The sequence below is a fragment of the Spirosoma radiotolerans genome, assembly GCF_000974425.1.
GTDB lineage: Bacteria > Bacteroidota > Bacteroidia > Cytophagales > Spirosomataceae > Spirosoma > Spirosoma radiotolerans.
This window is the reverse complement of the sequence record NZ_CP010429.1, coordinates 3,101,428-3,117,847: the sequence shown is the minus strand read 5'-3', so window position 1 is coordinate 3,117,847 and position 16,420 is coordinate 3,101,428. Positions and strand designations below refer to the sequence as shown.

Sequence of the window (16,420 nt, the reverse complement as noted above, 5' to 3'; positions counted from 1 at the left end):
CTAGTGTTTCAGCAACTCCGGCGGGCCAACGGTTTCTATATCGGGTGGCCCTTCCGGATACGAACGATAAGTTGCCTTCTCGACGGTAGACGGGTAATTTTCAAAGGTGATCCAGCGCAGTGGCCATTTTCGCAGCCACAACGCACCTCTTGTCATGGCTGTAAACCAGGCCGGTGGTTGCTGGTAGCCAAAGGCTAACCGAAGCTTGTCGTTTATCAGCGCGGCAAACGTAGGCTGCACGAGCGGGTGCAGAAACCGGGGAAACCATCCCTGTACAATCCGGACGGTGGCATCGGCAATTTTGCGGTTACTTTCCGTGTAGCGAAAGTGCTTGTCTTCATAAGCGGCCATGAACGAACGCATGTCGGCCAGGCTATCTGGCAAGTCCTGCAGGTTCATCCGTCGCCCCACTTCCCGGAAAAAATAAAATAGGGCCATTTCTTCCGAAACGCTCAGTTGTCGCCAGCCGTACTGCCTGATCCAGTCAATGGGATAAAACACAAACGTGGACAGAACAAACAAAAAATCAGCGTTGTCGATGCGGTAGTGGCCATGAATGTGGTTCATGTGCTCAATGGCCCGCTGCCCGTTGGCACTGTCGTAGCCCGATTCCATAAACTCCGAAATCAGGCGGCTCGTATCATCGTACCGTTTCTGGCCGTGGCGTTCAAACTCGCCTGTTCGCGCCAGCAGTCCCGATACCCGTGGACTGGCGTAAGTATGAAACAGGGCCAGCTCCAGCGCACGCGTGATATCGAACGGAAATTCGTAGGCCGTCAGCAGGTGAACCATGCGCTGGTGATCACGAATAGGGTCCAGCAATTGCAGTTCATGCCGAACCGCCGGGTTCCGAAACAGACCGAAGCGTTTGCGGTAAGGAATAGGCATCGGGAACGTAAAAAAAGAATTGTTTTCCAGATTAAACGGATAAATGAACGAGCTACGGAACAACTACCCAATAGCGGAAATCCCAATCGGGAGACACCTCCCCGTTGATATGGGAATCACCATCCTTAAAGTTACGATAGAAACGGTATCCATGATCACTGAGGGCTTCTGTTTGTGTGACAGACACAATCGTGATAAACAGAGCGCTCCAAGTGCTCTCCGAAAAAAGTTTATCGCCAACAGAAAGTCGTTTCGGGTCTTCATGCTGATTCTCCAGCACAACAGCTCTATTGGGACCGCTGTATACGCTGTCTGTTGTACTGGGTTGGGCGGCTTTCAAACTACCAAAAAGCGGAGATTGAAGGTCCGAAATGAGCTTTTGTTCTGAACGATTCATTTATTTTCGGCTTATGGATGTCTGTCGAAACGTGGCATTGCGAAGCCAATTAACGAAGAGTATCCCTGTGGATTATTTCCGCTCGAATACTCTTTAGGTTTTTTGAATAGCTGGAGCCAACGAATAAAGCAAAAATTAGTAAGCCAACAGTAAGGATAAAGCCGCCTATATGTGTAGCAGACCAAATAGCAACGCCAACTAAAAATCCGATCAGCACAGCGATCAGAATTTTTTGAGATTTCAATTTTTTCTCTTCTGACACTAATTCGTCAAGCGTCATTTTAGGGTAGTCCTTACTCGAAAACATACTAATGTGTAGGTTGAAAAGATGCTGAAACGGTGAATACATTCTTGATACGCAAGGTAGGCTTAGCAGGTGCACATGCCGAGAAGTGTCTTTCTTAAAAAGAACAGATAAATATAGACAGCAGCGCCAAAATTAGTGTACGTTGTCGACATTAATCTGTACCCTTGTGATGCCTATTCGTCAAGCTTTGCCTTAATTTCTCTTTTTACTTCTTCATTATGTGTTCGGACCTATTTAAACGTGTCTACACCAGCCTGTTACTAAAAGGTCAGCGTATTGTGCTGGAACAGGTGAAGGGCGTAGGGGAAGCAGTCAGCTATCCCAGGCATCAACATCATTCACAGCTCTGAGTCTGTTCAACCAATCCAAGGCAAACACATACACGGTTGATGACGTAAAAGCCTAGGCGACAGGCTTAAGTTTTAACTTAAGCCACATATGGAAGTAGTTCCGATTCGTACTCAGATCGCGTGATACTAATTGCCAAAACGCAAAAACGCCCCGAATTCAATGAATTTGGGGCGTTTAGACAACCTGTCCTGGTAGGAAGTAGCGGGCTCGAACCGCTGACCTCTGCTCTGTCAAAGCAGCGCTCTGAACCAACTGAGCTAACCTCCTTTGTTCCCGGGAAGGCCTCAAGGGCGGAGCTTCCGACGAAACGGCGTCATCAACGCCTTCCGGAGCTGCAAACTTACAAAACTTCCTCTGTTTCCAAATGGGTACGGTAAACTTTTTGTGAAGGAATTCGCCACAAAAGCACAAATCCAACTACAAATAGCCCTAACAGAGCCAGTATCGAATTGCGCATGCTCCCCGTTAATTGTTCAATCAGCCCGTACACCAGGGTGCCAAAGACGATAGATGTTTTTTCGGTGACGTCGTAAAAACTAAAATAGGAGGCCGTGTCGGTCGTGGTTGGAATTAATTTGGAGTAGGTGGAGCGGGACAGGGATTGAATGCCGCCCATAACCAACCCAACAACGGCTGCCAGCACAAAAAACTGGGTTTGGGTTTGTACATAATAGGCCCCGGCGCAGACCACAATCCAGACCAGTACCGCCGTCATGAGTCCGTACGTATTGCCCAACCGCTCCGACAGGCGCGAGAAGCCGTAGGCCCCCGGAATCGCCACGAGCTGAATCAGCAACACCGTGATAATCAAGCTCTGGCCGGGTAATTTCAACTCATCGCTGCCAAAGATCGTGGCCACATACATTACCGTCTGTACGGCCATATTGTACACAAAAAATGCGATCAGAAACCGCTTGGCCAACGGTTGAGTCTGTAACTCCGCCCAAACATGCTTTAACTCTTTAAAGCCATTGAGCAGATAGTTACCTGTTTGCCGACCCGTTTTCCGGATGCCATCGGGCAGGCGGCTAAACGGAATCTGGGCGAAACCAACCCACCAGACACCTACGGTCAAGAAGGCAATCCGGGAAGCCATGCCTTCCGATATATTGCCGAACCACTCGCGTTTCAGAATCACCAGCAGATTGAAAATCATCAGCAGTACGCTGCCCAGATACCCCATTGAAAACCCACGGGCGCTAACCCGATCATACTGATCTTCGGTTGCAATATCGGGGAGGTACGAGTTGTAAAAGACGATGCTGCCGCTCCAGCCGATCAGACTTAGCCAGAAACAAATGACCGCCAGGGTCGTGGTTTCTCTGGTAAAAAAATACAACAGGCTGCAACTGATCGCTCCGGTATAGCAAAAGGCTTTCATGAATGTTTTCTTCTGGCCGCTGTAGTCGGCTATGGCGGAGAAAATAGGGGACAGAAGGGCCGTCAGAAGGAAAGCTGCCGAGATTGTATAAGAAAATAAAACGGAATTCTTGATCGACATGCCCATGAAGTCAATGATGGGACCGCCGTTTTCGTTAAGCGCGGTAGCGGAAAAGTAAACGGGGAAAATGCTCGATACAATAACCAGCGAGTGAACCGAGTTGGCCCAGTCGTAAAATGTCCAGGCAGTCAGGATACGAGGAGAGTTTTTCATTGCTCAATGAGCGAAAGGTGAAAGAGTGAATGGTGAAAGCGGTGAAAACTTACCCAATTTACTGCGCTCTTTCACTCATTCATTCGTTCGCTCTTTAAAAACTCGATAACCGCCTTAGTGAATGCATGATTTGAGTCACCGGCAACCATATGACCCGCATTGGCAACATTGACGCTTCGCACGTGTGGAACGGCGTCAATGAATTCGGCCATTACTTTTTCGCTCACTACATCGCTGATGCCCCCGCGCACAATAAGTGTCGGGACGGTAAGCGCCTGAGCGGCCCGATACAACCGTTCTTCATTGCTGGTCTGCTGATCGGGGCCGGTGTGCTGCCGCCAGAGTGCCAGCATCTGCGGGTCCCAATGCCAATAGTAGCGGGCTTCGCCGGTTGCACTGGTACGAAACCGAAGGTTTTTCTCCAGACGGCTGTTGTCAGACGGGCGGGGGCGGTTAGGTAAATAGGCGGCTACCGCTTCGGCCGCGTCGTCAAGGGAGGCAAACCCATCCTGATTGGCACTCATGAACGCAAAAATCCGCTCGATGCCTTTCTGCTCAGAACGTGGGGCAATGTCGACCAGAACAATGGCTGAGCAAATGGACACCGTGCCAGCGGGTCGCTCGCCTTCCGCTATGAGGGCTGTCATACCGCCCATCGATGCGCCCACTAAGGCGGGTTTGCCGGAAAGTTGCGCGCAAACAGCTCGTAAATCACTGGCGAGGTAATCAATACTGTAATGCCCTTCGGCCGACCAGTCGCTATCGCCATGTCCGCGGGCATCAAGCGCGATGGCATACCAACCCGCATCGGCTAGCCGTTGGGCTGTGTCGCCCCAGGAATGCCGGGTTTGGCCGCCCCCGTGTAGCAGAACGACCGTCGGGTTTGCCGGGTTTCCCCAGGCATCGGCCGACAAAAAGAACCCCGGCTCAGTTTCGAATTTCATGTAAGCTGAATGCTGGAATGCGTGATGGATAGAATGAGTGAATAGGGATGCGCCAGCTATTCACTCATTCTATCTATCACGCATTCCAGCATTTATAGAGTTGGGTTAAATTCGAGGTTGATGTCGGATGTTTTGCCATCGACAGGCGCGCTTTGCCGAAGGATCAACTTGCTTTTGGTAAGTTGAATAATCGGGAAATTACCCTTAAACCCTTGCACATCGACGTCCATTGACTGGTTGTCGGCAGTTAGTTTCCAACTGCCCCCATTGACAACGGAGTTAGACTGACTAGGATCTAAAGCACGAACAGACCCATCTTTCCGAAACTGCATGTTCAGATCATAGAGTACCTGCGTGTTCAGATTTAATCGGCTTTTGTTAATTTCCTGCCCATCGGGGGTCGTTACCCGAACTGTTCGCCAGTTATTGGCTACCAGTAAGTCAGTTTGGGAGGCAGCCGTGGGGTTAGGGTCATTGCCATCGTCTTTTTTGCAACTGATGAGCGCGACAAGTAGAACCGAAATGAGAACAAAAATGCGGAGTGTATGCATAACCGGAAGAGGTAGTATTGCGTATCGTTGTTAGGATAAGTAACGAGCAGCGTCACGGTATTCGTTTACCGCGTAAGAACGTTATTCGCCCCTAAAATTCCGTAGTTTTGGCGAAACTTCAAGCAATGCGTATCCCTTTTGGCTTTTTCTTATTCTGGATAAGTGGGTTTTGGTTGACGAATCATTCAGCCGCCCTGGCTCAACAGCAGTGCGCTGAGCGGCTTACCTTCACGCCGGTAAGTCAGCCAAACCAGATTGAATGGAGCAAATTTCCCGAGTTTTCCCTGCCGTTTCCGATTGTTTATGGTGGCCCTCGCTTTGCCGATACGCAGGCCAGTCCCCTCAAACACGGATTTAGCCAACTGGTTGACATCAAGGACAGTGAATATGGTACGCTGGTGCAGCCTGCTCAACGGGCTGTTGTGTATTACGGCATCGCGACGGGCCTCAATCAGCCCTGGGAAACCATTGAAAGCCCCTGGGCGAACGACCTGACGGCCTATCGCGCAAAGTGGGATAACTTCCTGTCCGGGATTGCCGGGGGGCAGAAAAACGCGTCTGGTTTGTATAAACTCCCCATTGGTCGACTGGCGCTGGATTATGAGCGTATTCTGGAAACCGACAGTCGGATTTTAACGATCAAGCGGGATAGTCGCGTACCGGACATCTACCGAAATTTAAGTGATGCCGACTTTGTCGCTGCTTACAAAAAAGCCATGCGGAACCTATACGCCGAAGGCATACGCTACATTCGTCAACATGCCGATCTGACGGGCATCAGCGTGACCAGCTATGCCGACACACCCGTGCTGAACAACTACCTGAACGTACCCACCTACAGCTGGACCGATTGGACAACGAGCCTGAGCCGGACCAATTACTTGGTTCAGGATTCGACCGGGCGGGGCATTGGCGGGCCTTATTACGAACAACTGGACGCCCTGTCGCCCTCGGCCTATTATTATTACGATTACCCAAATCCCCTGGCGAAGGATTACCTGGCTTACCTGTTGTTCCAGGTGGAGGTAAATCGGGCGTGGAGCAGCAAACCCGTGATTCCCTGGGTCTGGCTGCGGTATCATGATAGTTCGAGTAGCTTTCCCAATTTCATCCAGCCCTTTATGGCCGAGGCCATGGCTATCTTTCCGTTTTTTTCGGGAGCCGCCGGTCTTTGGCTTTGGGATAATCCAACCCTGGCACCCGCCCGAACGGATATCTATGCGGCTTATGAGCATTTCACTCACGGCCTATATCGGCTGTCGCGCTTTGCCGATATGTTTCAGGGAAGTTACGAGCGCGTCATCGAAACACCCGCCCGCGACCTGATGGACAAACAGCTACCTGTCTGGCGGGGGGTGGTTAAGGAGAATAAAATCCTGGTGGCCGCTCAGAATCCATATGCGGATGAGACCCAAAAAACAAGCCTGACGGTTCGGTATAAATCCTGGCAGCAGACCATTGAACTGACTGGGCGGGAAGTCTACTTGTGTCGATTCGATATGGGGATGGTGACCGCTATTGAGCCTGCTTTTGCCGATCTGATGGTCTATCCGAACCCGGCCCAAACGACCCTTACGGTTACTTTTGGGCACCTGCCTGCTCCCATTACCGAACTTGACTTGATTAACCTAACCGGCCAATCCGTTGTCAGGAGGCAGGTTAACAGTGTTAAGGAAGTTCTGAATGTGGCCAATTTGCCTACTGGACAATATATCCTGCGCATTAAAAACGGAACCGGAATCCAGACGAAAAAAGTAGTTATCCATTAGAACAGTTAGTATAGAGGACCAGGTTGAAGTAATCCGCAAAATGCTTTAATCTGGCTTTTCCTGCTACTCTGTTTATCGCTCTGTTAGTCTAATTAGTATGTCGAATCAACTTCAATACGAAACGAGTCCCTACTTGCTCCAACATGCCGAAAATCCAGTGAACTGGTATCCCTGGGGCGAGGAAGCGCTGAATAAAGCCATCGACGAAGACAAGCCCATTCTGGTCAGTATTGGCTATTCGGCCTGTCATTGGTGCCACGTGATGGAACGGGAATCGTTCGAGAAAGAGATGGTGGCCGAGGTGATGAATGCTCATTTCGTGTGCATCAAAGTGGATCGGGAGGAGCGTCCTGATGTCGATGCCATTTACATGGACGCTGTGCAGGCCATGGGTGTACAGGGTGGGTGGCCACTCAACGTATTTCTTATGCCCGATGCCAAACCGTTTTATGGGGTCACCTACCTGCCACAGAAAAACTGGATGCACTTGTTAGACAGCATCCGGGCTGCCTTTGCCGAACATCGGACAGATTTGGTGCAGTCGGCGGAAGGGTTTGCCCGCGAATTGAATCTGACCGATGCCGAACGATATGGCCTGTCGCCGAATGACCCGCTCTTTGCCCCCGAAATGCTCGACGTGTTGTATCGGAAAGTAGCCGTCAAGTCCGATGATGAAAAAGGCGGATTACGTCGTGCTCCCAAGTTTCCAATGCCCAGCGTCTGGCGGTTTTTATTGCGGTATTACGACGTTACGGTGGCTACCGGTATCGATAATGAATCAGCGCTGCATCAGGTTAAGCTGACGCTGGACCGCATGGCGCTTGGCGGTATCTACGATCAGCTAGGTGGTGGGTTTGCCCGCTATTCGACGGATGCTGACTGGTTTGCTCCTCACTTTGAGAAAATGCTTTATGATAACGGGCAATTGCTAACGCTTTATGCGGAAGCTTATAGTTTAACTCGAAGTCCTTTATATAAACACGTTATATACCAGACGGTTGGATTTTTGCAACGAGAGTTACTTAGCCCTGAGGGCGGATTTTACTCAGCCCTGGATGCCGACAGTGAAGGTATAGAAGGGAAGTTTTATACGTTCACGACACCTGAACTAAAGCAAACACTCGGAGTCGATAATGACTGGTTTGCTGAGTTGTATAGCTTAACGGAGGAGGGGAACTGGGACCCCGGCCACGGTGGACTCCGGACCAATATTCTGCACCGAACCGAATCCGACGAATCTTTTGCCGAACGTATGGGCTGGTCATTGGGAGACTTAGGCGTTCGTCTGGATGCTACACACACTCGGTTGTTACGAATCAGAAATGAACGGATCCGTCCGGGGTTAGACGATAAGATACTGTGTTCCTGGAATGGCCTGCTGTTGAAAGGACTCGCCACGGCCTACCGCGTTTTCGGTGAACCCGAATTTCTGACGCTGGCCCTTAGGCTGGCCTATTTCCTGCTCAGAAAAATGCGGGACAGTCGAAATGGCCGGCTTTGGCATACTTATAAAAACGGCAGAGCGCGCCAGACAGGTTTTCTGGATGATTATGCCACGGTAATCGACGGGCTGCTGGCCTTGTATCAGGCTACCTTTACGGAAAGCTGGCTGACCGAAGCGGACCAACTGATGCAGTATGTACTGACCAATTTTGCTGATAACACGGTCACCGACGAAACCGGGGCAGACCCGATGTTTTTCTTTACGGATAAAAACGGGGAGGAGCTTATTGCCCGGCGCAAAGAGCTATTCGATAACGTCATTCCCTCGTCGAACTCGATGATGGCCGAAAACCTATATGCGTTGAGCTTATTGCTCGATAGGCCACAGTATGCCGAACGCGCCGACCAGATGCTGGGTCGCGTGCAACCCCTGGTGCAGCAAAACGCCGATTACCTCACAAACTGGGCCTCCCAATTTGCCCTGCGTGCCCGGCCCACAGCCGAAATTGCCATTGTAGGCCCCGAGGCTGCACAGTTTCGGGCGGAACTGGACGCTGCCTTTTACCCGAACAAAGTCGTATGTGGCACGACGGATAGGAGTGAACTACCTCTTTTACAACAACGGGGCCCTATTAACGGACAAACGGCTGTTTACGTCTGCTACAATCGGGCCTGTCAACTTCCTGTTACCCGCGTAGCTGACGTCTGGAAGCTGGTTCGGTAAACTACCTACCGAATACTCACTATGTAGGACGTATATACGCTTATATAGTGAAAAAATAGGAATATACGTTTGTGGTCAATACCTTCATGCCGTATTAATGAGCAGCAGTAAGTCCTGGTCTACCTATAGTTCCGGTTGATTTACAAGAGATTATTCTGTTGCTAATTTAATGCAGAACTAAACACACTAAAAAACATGAATGGGTATGAAGATCACAGGATTGCGTTCGGGAGTTGTGTATTTGTTGTTGGTTCTTGTGTTTGCTGGCTGTGGTGACCACCGCATTCCATCGATAACGCCGGGGACCAGTCGTTTGCGGGTTATAAAGATAACCCAGGACATGCCGAACAATATGGCTAAGGTTAGTGCTTTTCAATACGATGCTCAGGGCCGTCTGGGGGCGATTATCGCCTATCAAACGCCCGACAGCACGGTGGCGCCGGTGGATAATAATGTGTATACGTACGATGCGCAGAACCGACTCATTCAACTCAATCGTACTATTCGGGGAAATGCGTCTGGCTTTGAAACCTATACTTTTTCGTACAATGCTTCTGGTCAGGTAGGGTTCGGCTTTCGTAACAGTAATCCAATCTACGTCTGGTCGATAACGCCGGTTTATGATGCGGATAACAGGGTAGTGGGTTCGTCCAAAAGCTTCAGCGTTTCAGGGGTTTCGGCCAGAGAAAACGACACATTTAGGTATACGGGAAACAATTTGACGAGTGCCACTATAATAGGAAATGCCAATCAGAAAGGTTTCCAATTTCCTGAGCAGACTGTCAATGTCACCTATACCTATGATACAGGTATAAACCCATTTTATGGTGTATTCGTTATTCCCGCCCCCGCCCAATACGCTTCTCCACCCTCGGGCGGTTTCATTGGCTCGTATACCTACTATGGCGGGCTTTCCAACCTGCTCAATTTAAGTCAGAATAACGTCCTATCCGACGGGGCAAATACGTACACATATACCTACAACGCGGCCAATCTGCCCACGAGCCGAACCACAACGAGCAACGGTAACGTAACGGAAACATTACATTATGAATACGAAACGTATTGAAGAGCTATAGGATGTAGGGTGTAAGATGTATGATATAGGGTGTACAGCGAGGACACTCTCTGCAATTTATGAGTTTGTATCCCATGTCTGTTCAATCGGCGTATTGATCCTCGCCGAATTAATAGGCTGGGATACAAAACATAGAGAAAATTAACGTAAAACCTACCAACTAAAGCCAGGCTGAAGAGTAATAAAAAATATAAATATTTTTTGTAAAATATCATACATCATCTCACTCTCCCCAGGCAGTAAGGACCAAGGTTCGCCGACCGCCCTGGTTGCGGTGTTCGCCTAGGTAGATACCTTGCCACGTTCCTAGATTCAGACGCCCGTTTGTAATGGGAATCGTCACGGAATTGCCCAGCATAGCGGCTTTCAGGTGAGCAGGCATGTCGTCTGAACCCTCGTAATCATGCTGATAATAGGGTTCATTCTCCCGAACCGTTCTGTTAAAGAAGCGCTCGAAATCCCCGCGAACAGTCGGGTCCGCATTCTCATTAATGGTCAGGCTGGCTGACGTATGTTGAATAAATACGTGGAGCAGACCTGCCTTCAGTTGGCGCATGTCCATAAATTCTCGCTCGATTAGGGTTGTAATCAAATGAAAACCACGCGTATAGGCAGGAAGGTGAATCGTATGCTGGAAAATGGCCATAGCCGATACATCAAGACTAGCTTAAAATTATATTAAGAAATAACTATATTACTGCTCATTCAGTTGTGGAAAATAGCGGGTTAAACGCCCCTGAATTGAAGTACATTAAGCGAATTTATAGAACGAGACGTTTATGTATGCCCTTTATCTACTACTGCTCGGCCTGGTGGTCAGTCAGTCTGTCGTGGCACAAACTGATTTGGCACCGGTGAACCATGTTATTCGCCATTCGTACGCCGAATACGACGAAGAGATTCTTTATTTTGGTAAACACGACCAGTACTTTACCGTTCGGACGTATCTGAAAAACGGGTCATTGTTTCGGCTTGATTCATACACGATCCAGCCGAAAACACTTCCCAATGGATTCCAACTGGATAGCCTAAGCCGAATTGTCCGGTATGGCCCCACAAAAATCATGTATCCCAACGGAAAGGTATACATAAGCTGTGAGTATAAAGGGGACATGTTGCATGGTCCATTTATGGTGTTGTATGAAGATGGCTCCGTCAAACGCCGTGAATATTACCGGGGCGGCATCTTGGGTAAGAGTGAATGTTATACCCCGGACGGTGCGAAACAAACCTGCGCTCCGTTTTATCAGGTAGCTCAGTTCCAGGGTAAGCCAAACGAGTTGTCGGCGTATTTGAAGCAAAAGCTGAGTCCGGTTTTGGATGGTGAGCGTATCCGCCGAATCACGGCTACCCTGACAATCAATGAAATCGGTCAAGTTATTGGCGTGAAGGCCATCGTCAATGGAAATCCGGCCGAAAGTGTAAAAATGCCGGATGTGGTGAGCTATGCCCAGCAGGTCATTCGAAATATGCCCGAATGGACGCCCGACAAGTTGAATTGGAAACCTGCCCTGAATGATGGCGTGGCTACCGCTTCAACCTGTGTGTTATCGGTCTATCGGGTATACGGGTCCGTTCAGTATAATCTTTTCTATCGAATGTAACGTCTTAGCAGCGAAAGGTTTAGGAAATTTCGAACACCAAAACGATTGCCGCATTGGTAAGAGTCTGGCTTGGCCCGAGCGGAACTTATTTAGCTTTCTACACAGGCCAAGCCAGCACTTGGCCCAGGCAAATTCGAGAAACTCAATAATTGATTGCTATGCGCTGACCACAATGGTGTGCGTGAGGGTATAACCGGCCGATGAATTGCCCGAAAGTGTCGCCAGTTCGGTGGTAAATCCATCCGAAAACACATTATCCCGCTCGTTTGTGGTGTCCTGGCTCCCCTTCGTATACCCGTACGACTGACCGGTAGTGTATACGCTATTGGTGATCTCGTAGGGAAAGGCAATTTGCGTGACCAGTAGGGATTTACCGGCAGCGTTGTAAATATGAACGTGAATGTGGGGGGCTCTACCCGAATACCAGCCTGGAAAAATGGATGTAAATGCAACCAGGCCATTGGCATCCGTTGTCTGGCGGCCTCTAAGAAAGTCTACATTTGTTAAATTGACAGATTGCATGCCACTGCCGCCATATTCCGAATAATATCCGTCTTTATCACAGTGCCAGATGTCGACCAGGGCGCCGGCAAGAGCGGCACAACTGCTATTGCTGTTTTTAATCGTAAGGTTAATGGTGAGGGCAACGCCCGTTCGGTCCGACCGAATATCCCTGATAACGAAGTTGGCCGGTACTTTTGTCGGGAAAGGCCCTTCCGTTTCGCTGGGTGTAACACTGCAATTGCTCGATGAACTTCCGTTTGTGGAGCCAGTTGAGGTGCCCGTGCTGGTTGCAGGGTCGACGGTGGAGGATGAACAAGACCCTACAAGCGGAACTATCCCTGAGAGACCAAGTAAACTACCAAAACCGCGTCTTAAAAATTCTTTACGTTCCATTCGGTTGGGAAACAGATTTAGTAGCGAATAACCAGTGAATCAACAGATCGTGTACTGGGGCGAATCAGCGTGTGTCTGTTTATCTTATTATCGCAGGGCGGGGGTGATTCGTTGCACGAACGGGGCAATGACAGCTAAATAGACTGATTCTGTTGGTAAATGTGCGCTCTACGAATGATAGCGACTCAGGGAATTCAGCTTGCGGCTGTTAAAAAGGCTTAAATGCGTCAATGCTTTACAACGGTATCAATCCTGAAAGCGTCTCCAACTCAAACAAACAAGGTTTATTATGAGACGGTATTCAGTATTACTTTTCCTGACGCTACCCTTAGTTGGAAGAACCCAAGTCCTGACTCACGACAAGCAACAGGATCTATTGGGAAAGGGACATCTGAGTGTAGGTATCTCGGCCGGACAAGGTTACAGAGGAAATTACTCGACAACAAACTACTTTGTACCTCGAATTCAATATTTTCTCGCCAGCGGATGGTCAGTTGCATTTGAAGGACGTTACCTGAAGTCAAACTCTTATTATCCCTTCACTTATTTAGGTGCTGGTTTATCAACCCGGTATTATTTTTTTCGGGGGAGCCGGTTAGCGATTTTTGCACAACTCGGTGCTGTATACGGGCAGAGTAAATACGACAAATTTGACCCGGCAGATTATATCGCTTCGATAAATGGAATTCGCAACAACAATTGGCAAACAAACGCTGGTTTGGGGGCACATTACCGACTGGGAAAACGCTGGTCTGTAGAGGCAACTTTTGACCGAAGTTGGCTGCAATCTTCTTATTTAACCCCGGATTACAACCGTTGGCAAGCCAGTGTGGGTATTAATTACCGTTTGAAATAAGGCCGGATTAGTAGTTGCTTCCCAGGCTGGACGATGGGATCTTTTCGAGCCCGTGTACTAAACTCGGGCTTACCTTTTCCTCTAAAAATCGGATACCACGATTCTCGTATTCAGGCAACCTGTTACCGTTCATAAGAGTATAGGCTCGTTTCAGCTATACTGCTAGGTAGACAATAAAGAACGGATAGATGGAAAACTCCCTTTGATTGAATGGAAGGTGTTACAGAACCCGGTTGGCATTCTCGCTTACAAACGCACCCCATGCGCCCTTTTTGGTCTTCTTACTCGATACAACGGGTAAGGCATTTTCGTGAAAATGATGGCAGATAGCAATCGCCAGCGCATCGGTCGCATCAAAAAACTGGGGATCCAGGCTCTCTTTCAGCAGATGCCCGACCATTTGGGAAACCTGGTCTTTCGACGCATTCCCATTGCCCGTAACGGACTGCTTGATTCGCCGGGGAGCGTATTCAACAATGGGAATGTTGCGCGACAGGCCAGCCGCCATAACCACTCCCTGTGCCCGGCCTAATTTCAGCATCGACTGTACGTTTTTGCCGAAAAACGGGTCTTCAATCGCCATTTCGTCGGGGTGGTACTCGTCGATCAGCCGAAGCATGGTTTCATGAAGTTTCTGGAGCTTCAGTTGGTAGGTCGTATATTTGCTCAACTGAACCACCCCATACTGAATCATGGTCATGACGCCCCCCTTCACCGAAATGATGCCGTAACCGGCAACCTGCGTACCAGGATCTACCCCTAATATGACTTTCTCAGATAGTCGGCTATCTGGGGTAGTAGTGGATGAAGTTGGATGAATGAGCATGCCTGGGCGTTGGGTCTATTGCAAAGTAACGTGTTCTCTTCTGTTTTGTCGCTGAAACCAGATAAAAAAATCATCTTTTGGGTTAAAATCGTCGTCTTTGCTGCCTTGCTTGCCTACATCGGGCATGTTATACGGCAGCAATCGTTCGATTGGTCCACCTTGCAAACCCAACTGCGGGCGGTCAGCCACCCCGAGCAATGGGCGATATTATTGCTTTTGCTCACCCCCATCAACTGGGGACTGGAGGCTCTCAAATGGCAAATCCTGCTTCGGCGGGTTGAATTTGTCACCTTTGGGGAGGCCTGTAAGGGTGTGCTGGCGGGTGTCTCGCTGGGCTTTGCCATGCCTGCCCAACTGGGCGACACCGCTGGCCGGGTACTCTCTCTGCGAACCAACAGGGCAGGGGCTGTGGGGGCTTCACTGGTCTCGGGCGGGATGCAATTTTATGTGGCTGTCGTCTTTGGCACCATAGCCTGGGCGCATCACCTGACGCTAGTGCCCGAACGTAGCCATGCAGCCGGTAACTGGCTTTTGGTGTTACTAATCGGTTTATCGTTCGGGGGCGTTGTGTTCGGACTGCTTCGAAAGCTGCTTATTCATTCTTTGTCAGGTCGCCCCGCCCTCCAGCGATTTGCTGACTACTGGCAGGTGGCCGGGCTCTATTCAGACCGGGAAATCGTACTGGCGCTGGGAACGGCTGCCCTGCGCTACCTGGTGTTCTCTCTACAATTTTATCTGGCAATGCGTGTCGTTGGCCTGATGGTACCGGCCAAGGTGGCTGCATCGGGCATCGGCCTGGTTTTTCTGGCTAAAACGATCACGCCCGCCTTTAATCTGTTGAGTGACCTTGGCGTACGGGAAGCCGCTTCGCTGTGGGTTTTTTCACCCTTTGAGGTCAGCGTCCCTATCTTGCTGACGGCCACCCTGACGCTTTGGGTAGCCAATGTACTGATGCCTGTACTCGTTGGACTAATCTGGGTCTGGAAACTAAAAATTACCGCTCAATGACAATTATACTGCTCGTGGTTAGCGGCCTGTATGCGCTCTTTACAACGGTACTTGGGTTCACTTGGCGCAGCATGCTGCCTTTCCGGTCGGCAGCAACTGTAGCGCCAGCGGGTCCGGCCATCACTGTTGTTATTCCCGTTCGAAACGAAGCAGAAAACATCGAAAATTTGCTGAATGACTTTAGCCATCAAACCTATACCCGTTTTGAGGTAATTGTTGCCGACGATTCATCTACAGACAGTACTCTGGCAATTCTTTACCAGTTTGCCCAAACGGCCTCTTTTTCCCTGCGGCCGTTGCCGTTATCCAATGAGCGGACCGCATCGCCCAAAAAGCGGGCCATCACCCAAAGTATCGCTATCGCAACGGGCGACCTGATCGTGACAACTGACGGCGACTGCCGGGTTGGTCCGGAGTGGCTAGCTACCATCGCTTCGTTTTACGAACGAACCGGCGCAAAACTGATTTCGGGGCCGGTTACGTTTACAAGGGAGAAAACGATTTTCGATGCTTTGCAAACCGTTGAATTCGCCAGCCTGATTGGAAGCGGAGCCTGTACCATGGCCCTGGGTGTGCCAACGATGTGCAACGGAGCCAACCTTTGTTATGAAAAGCGGGTCTTTGCCGAAGTAGATGGATTCGCCGGAGTTGATCACCTGGCTTCGGGCGATGATGAGTTGCTGATGCACAAGATTGCCGTAAAGTATCCAGCCGGGGTCCATTTTTTGAAAAGTCCGTTGGCCGTTGTCCAAACGAATGCACATCAGTCCTGGCGGGGTTTTTACAACCAGCGCAAACGATGGGCGAGTAAATGGCGGGCCTACAAGAGCTATTTGCCGTCAGTTCTGGCGGTGTTTGTTTTTCTGAGTAATGCCGCGCCGATGGTGGCCGTTGGGGGCTGGTTGCTCGGTTTTTTAAACGGAAATGCAACACTGGCCGTTATAGGGCTGAAGCTTCTGCCAGAGTTTTTGTTTTTACGACAGATTCTTGTTTTTTTACAAAAAAAATCGTCGGTATGGGTAATCCCGCTGACCCAGTTAGTATACCCGCTATATGTACTTTTCTTTGGGTTAGCCGCTCAGGGAAAAGGATACAGTTGGAAAGGACGAAACCTTAACTGATG

16 protein-coding genes and 1 tRNA gene are annotated in these 16,420 nt (G+C 49.7%); 7 read left to right on the top strand and 10 right to left on the bottom strand.

From position 1 onward, the window contains the following. From SD10_RS12640 to SD10_RS12610, 7 genes are all read right to left on the bottom strand, one after another. A complete protein-coding gene (locus SD10_RS12640; RefSeq protein WP_046574115.1) occupies positions 1 to 888 on the bottom strand; it encodes an oxygenase MpaB family protein in 888 nt (295 codons plus the stop codon). A 52-nt stretch (positions 889 to 940) separates the two neighbouring features. Beyond that, complete coding sequence (locus SD10_RS29440; protein ID WP_148562439.1) at positions 941 to 1,285, bottom strand: hypothetical protein; 345 nt, start codon at positions 1,283 to 1,285, stop codon at positions 941 to 943. A 49-nt stretch (positions 1,286 to 1,334) separates the two neighbouring features. After that, entirely contained in the window at positions 1,335 to 1,592 is a 258-nt protein-coding gene (locus SD10_RS12630) for a hypothetical protein (protein WP_046574113.1), read from the bottom strand. A 540-nt stretch (positions 1,593 to 2,132) separates the two neighbouring features. After that, positions 2,133 to 2,210, bottom strand: a tRNA-Val gene (locus SD10_RS12625). Between the two features lie 73 nt (positions 2,211 to 2,283). Next, complete coding sequence (locus tag SD10_RS12620) at positions 2,284 to 3,597, bottom strand: MFS transporter (protein WP_046574112.1); 1,314 nt, start codon at positions 3,595 to 3,597, stop codon at positions 2,284 to 2,286. 71 nt (positions 3,598 to 3,668) lie between these two features. Next, positions 3,669 to 4,541 (bottom strand): alpha/beta fold hydrolase, encoded by an 873-nt coding sequence (locus SD10_RS12615; protein WP_046574111.1) that lies wholly within the window; start codon positions 4,539 to 4,541, stop codon positions 3,669 to 3,671. A gap of 92 nt (positions 4,542 to 4,633) precedes the next feature. Further along, a complete protein-coding gene (locus SD10_RS12610; protein ID WP_046574110.1) occupies positions 4,634 to 5,092 on the bottom strand; it encodes a hypothetical protein in 459 nt (152 codons plus the stop codon). Between the two features lie 125 nt (positions 5,093 to 5,217). Here SD10_RS12610 and SD10_RS12605 point away from each other — a divergent pair, with 125 nt between their 5' ends. The 3 genes from SD10_RS12605 to SD10_RS12595 all read left to right on the top strand — a co-directional run bounded on the left by SD10_RS12605 (position 5,218) and on the right by SD10_RS12595 (position 10,097). Then, the gene (locus SD10_RS12605; protein ID WP_046574109.1) at positions 5,218 to 6,861 is read left to right on the top strand and encodes a T9SS type A sorting domain-containing protein; all 1,644 of its coding nucleotides are present in this window, start codon (positions 5,218 to 5,220) and stop codon (positions 6,859 to 6,861) included. 97 nt (positions 6,862 to 6,958) lie between these two features. Next, positions 6,959 to 9,028, top strand: coding sequence for a thioredoxin domain-containing protein (locus tag SD10_RS12600; RefSeq protein WP_046574108.1), 2,070 nt, complete (start codon positions 6,959 to 6,961; stop codon positions 9,026 to 9,028). 205 nt (positions 9,029 to 9,233) lie between these two features. Beyond that, positions 9,234 to 10,097, top strand: coding sequence for a hypothetical protein (locus tag SD10_RS12595; RefSeq protein WP_046579453.1), 864 nt, complete (start codon positions 9,234 to 9,236; stop codon positions 10,095 to 10,097). 232 nt (positions 10,098 to 10,329) lie between these two features. Here the strand turns inward: SD10_RS12595 and SD10_RS12590 are convergent, their stop codons facing one another. Further along, complete coding sequence (locus tag SD10_RS12590) at positions 10,330 to 10,752, bottom strand: secondary thiamine-phosphate synthase enzyme YjbQ (protein ID WP_046574107.1); 423 nt, start codon at positions 10,750 to 10,752, stop codon at positions 10,330 to 10,332. Positions 10,753 to 10,885: 133 nt separating this feature from the next. Here SD10_RS12590 and SD10_RS12585 point away from each other — a divergent pair, with 133 nt between their 5' ends. Further along, a complete protein-coding gene (locus tag SD10_RS12585) occupies positions 10,886 to 11,710 on the top strand; it encodes a toxin-antitoxin system YwqK family antitoxin (protein ID WP_046574106.1) in 825 nt (274 codons plus the stop codon). Between the two features lie 156 nt (positions 11,711 to 11,866). On the opposite strand, the gene SD10_RS12580 is transcribed toward SD10_RS12585, so the two are convergent. Continuing rightward, positions 11,867 to 12,607 (bottom strand): dioxygenase family protein, encoded by a 741-nt coding sequence (locus SD10_RS12580; RefSeq protein ID WP_046574105.1) that lies wholly within the window; start codon positions 12,605 to 12,607, stop codon positions 11,867 to 11,869. A 289-nt stretch (positions 12,608 to 12,896) separates the two neighbouring features. On the opposite strand from SD10_RS12580, the gene SD10_RS12575 reads away from it, so the two are divergent. Continuing rightward, the gene (locus tag SD10_RS12575) at positions 12,897 to 13,463 is read left to right on the top strand and encodes an outer membrane beta-barrel protein (protein ID WP_046574104.1); all 567 of its coding nucleotides are present in this window, start codon (positions 12,897 to 12,899) and stop codon (positions 13,461 to 13,463) included. A 220-nt stretch (positions 13,464 to 13,683) separates the two neighbouring features. Here SD10_RS12575 and ruvC read toward each other — a convergent pair whose 3' ends face one another. After that, on the bottom strand, positions 13,684 to 14,289 hold the full coding sequence (gene ruvC / locus SD10_RS12570) for a crossover junction endodeoxyribonuclease RuvC (RefSeq protein ID WP_046574103.1): 606 nt from the start codon (positions 14,287 to 14,289) through the stop codon (positions 13,684 to 13,686). Positions 14,290 to 14,334: 45 nt separating this feature from the next. Here ruvC and SD10_RS12565 point away from each other — a divergent pair, with 45 nt between their 5' ends. Then, complete coding sequence (locus SD10_RS12565) at positions 14,335 to 15,297, top strand: lysylphosphatidylglycerol synthase transmembrane domain-containing protein (protein ID WP_046574102.1); 963 nt, start codon at positions 14,335 to 14,337, stop codon at positions 15,295 to 15,297. Continuing rightward, positions 15,294 to 16,418 (top strand): glycosyltransferase family 2 protein, encoded by a 1,125-nt coding sequence (locus tag SD10_RS12560; protein ID WP_046574101.1) that lies wholly within the window; start codon positions 15,294 to 15,296, stop codon positions 16,416 to 16,418. Before SD10_RS12565 ends, SD10_RS12560 begins: the two co-directional genes overlap by 4 nt. Positions 16,419 to 16,420 lie beyond the last annotated feature (2 nt).

Bases quoted from the DNA above. Each gene is read 5' to 3' on its own strand.
- SD10_RS12640 (WP_046574115.1), bottom strand. From the start codon at position 888: ATGCCTATTCCTTACCGCAAACGCTTCGGTCTGTTTCGGAACCCGGCG.
- SD10_RS29440 (WP_148562439.1), bottom strand. From the start codon at position 1,285: ATGAATCGTTCAGAACAAAAGCTCATTTCGGACCTTCAATCTCCGCTT.
- SD10_RS12630 (WP_046574113.1), bottom strand. From the start codon at position 1,592: ATGTTTTCGAGTAAGGACTACCCTAAAATGACGCTTGACGAATTAGTG.
- SD10_RS12620 (WP_046574112.1), bottom strand. From the start codon at position 3,597: ATGAAAAACTCTCCTCGTATCCTGACTGCCTGGACATTTTACGACTGG.
- SD10_RS12615 (WP_046574111.1), bottom strand. From the start codon at position 4,541: ATGAAATTCGAAACTGAGCCGGGGTTCTTTTTGTCGGCCGATGCCTGG.
- SD10_RS12610 (WP_046574110.1), bottom strand. From the start codon at position 5,092: ATGCATACACTCCGCATTTTTGTTCTCATTTCGGTTCTACTTGTCGCG.
- SD10_RS12605 (WP_046574109.1), top strand. From the start codon at position 5,218: ATGCGTATCCCTTTTGGCTTTTTCTTATTCTGGATAAGTGGGTTTTGG.
- SD10_RS12600 (WP_046574108.1), top strand. From the start codon at position 6,959: ATGTCGAATCAACTTCAATACGAAACGAGTCCCTACTTGCTCCAACAT.
- SD10_RS12595 (WP_046579453.1), top strand. From the start codon at position 9,234: ATGAAGATCACAGGATTGCGTTCGGGAGTTGTGTATTTGTTGTTGGTT.
- SD10_RS12590 (WP_046574107.1), bottom strand. From the start codon at position 10,752: ATGGCCATTTTCCAGCATACGATTCACCTTCCTGCCTATACGCGTGGT.
- SD10_RS12585 (WP_046574106.1), top strand. From the start codon at position 10,886: ATGTATGCCCTTTATCTACTACTGCTCGGCCTGGTGGTCAGTCAGTCT.
- SD10_RS12580 (WP_046574105.1), bottom strand. From the start codon at position 12,607: ATGGAACGTAAAGAATTTTTAAGACGCGGTTTTGGTAGTTTACTTGGT.
- SD10_RS12575 (WP_046574104.1), top strand. From the start codon at position 12,897: ATGAGACGGTATTCAGTATTACTTTTCCTGACGCTACCCTTAGTTGGA.
- ruvC (WP_046574103.1), bottom strand. From the start codon at position 14,289: ATGCTCATTCATCCAACTTCATCCACTACTACCCCAGATAGCCGACTA.
- SD10_RS12560 (WP_046574101.1), top strand. From the start codon at position 15,294: ATGACAATTATACTGCTCGTGGTTAGCGGCCTGTATGCGCTCTTTACA.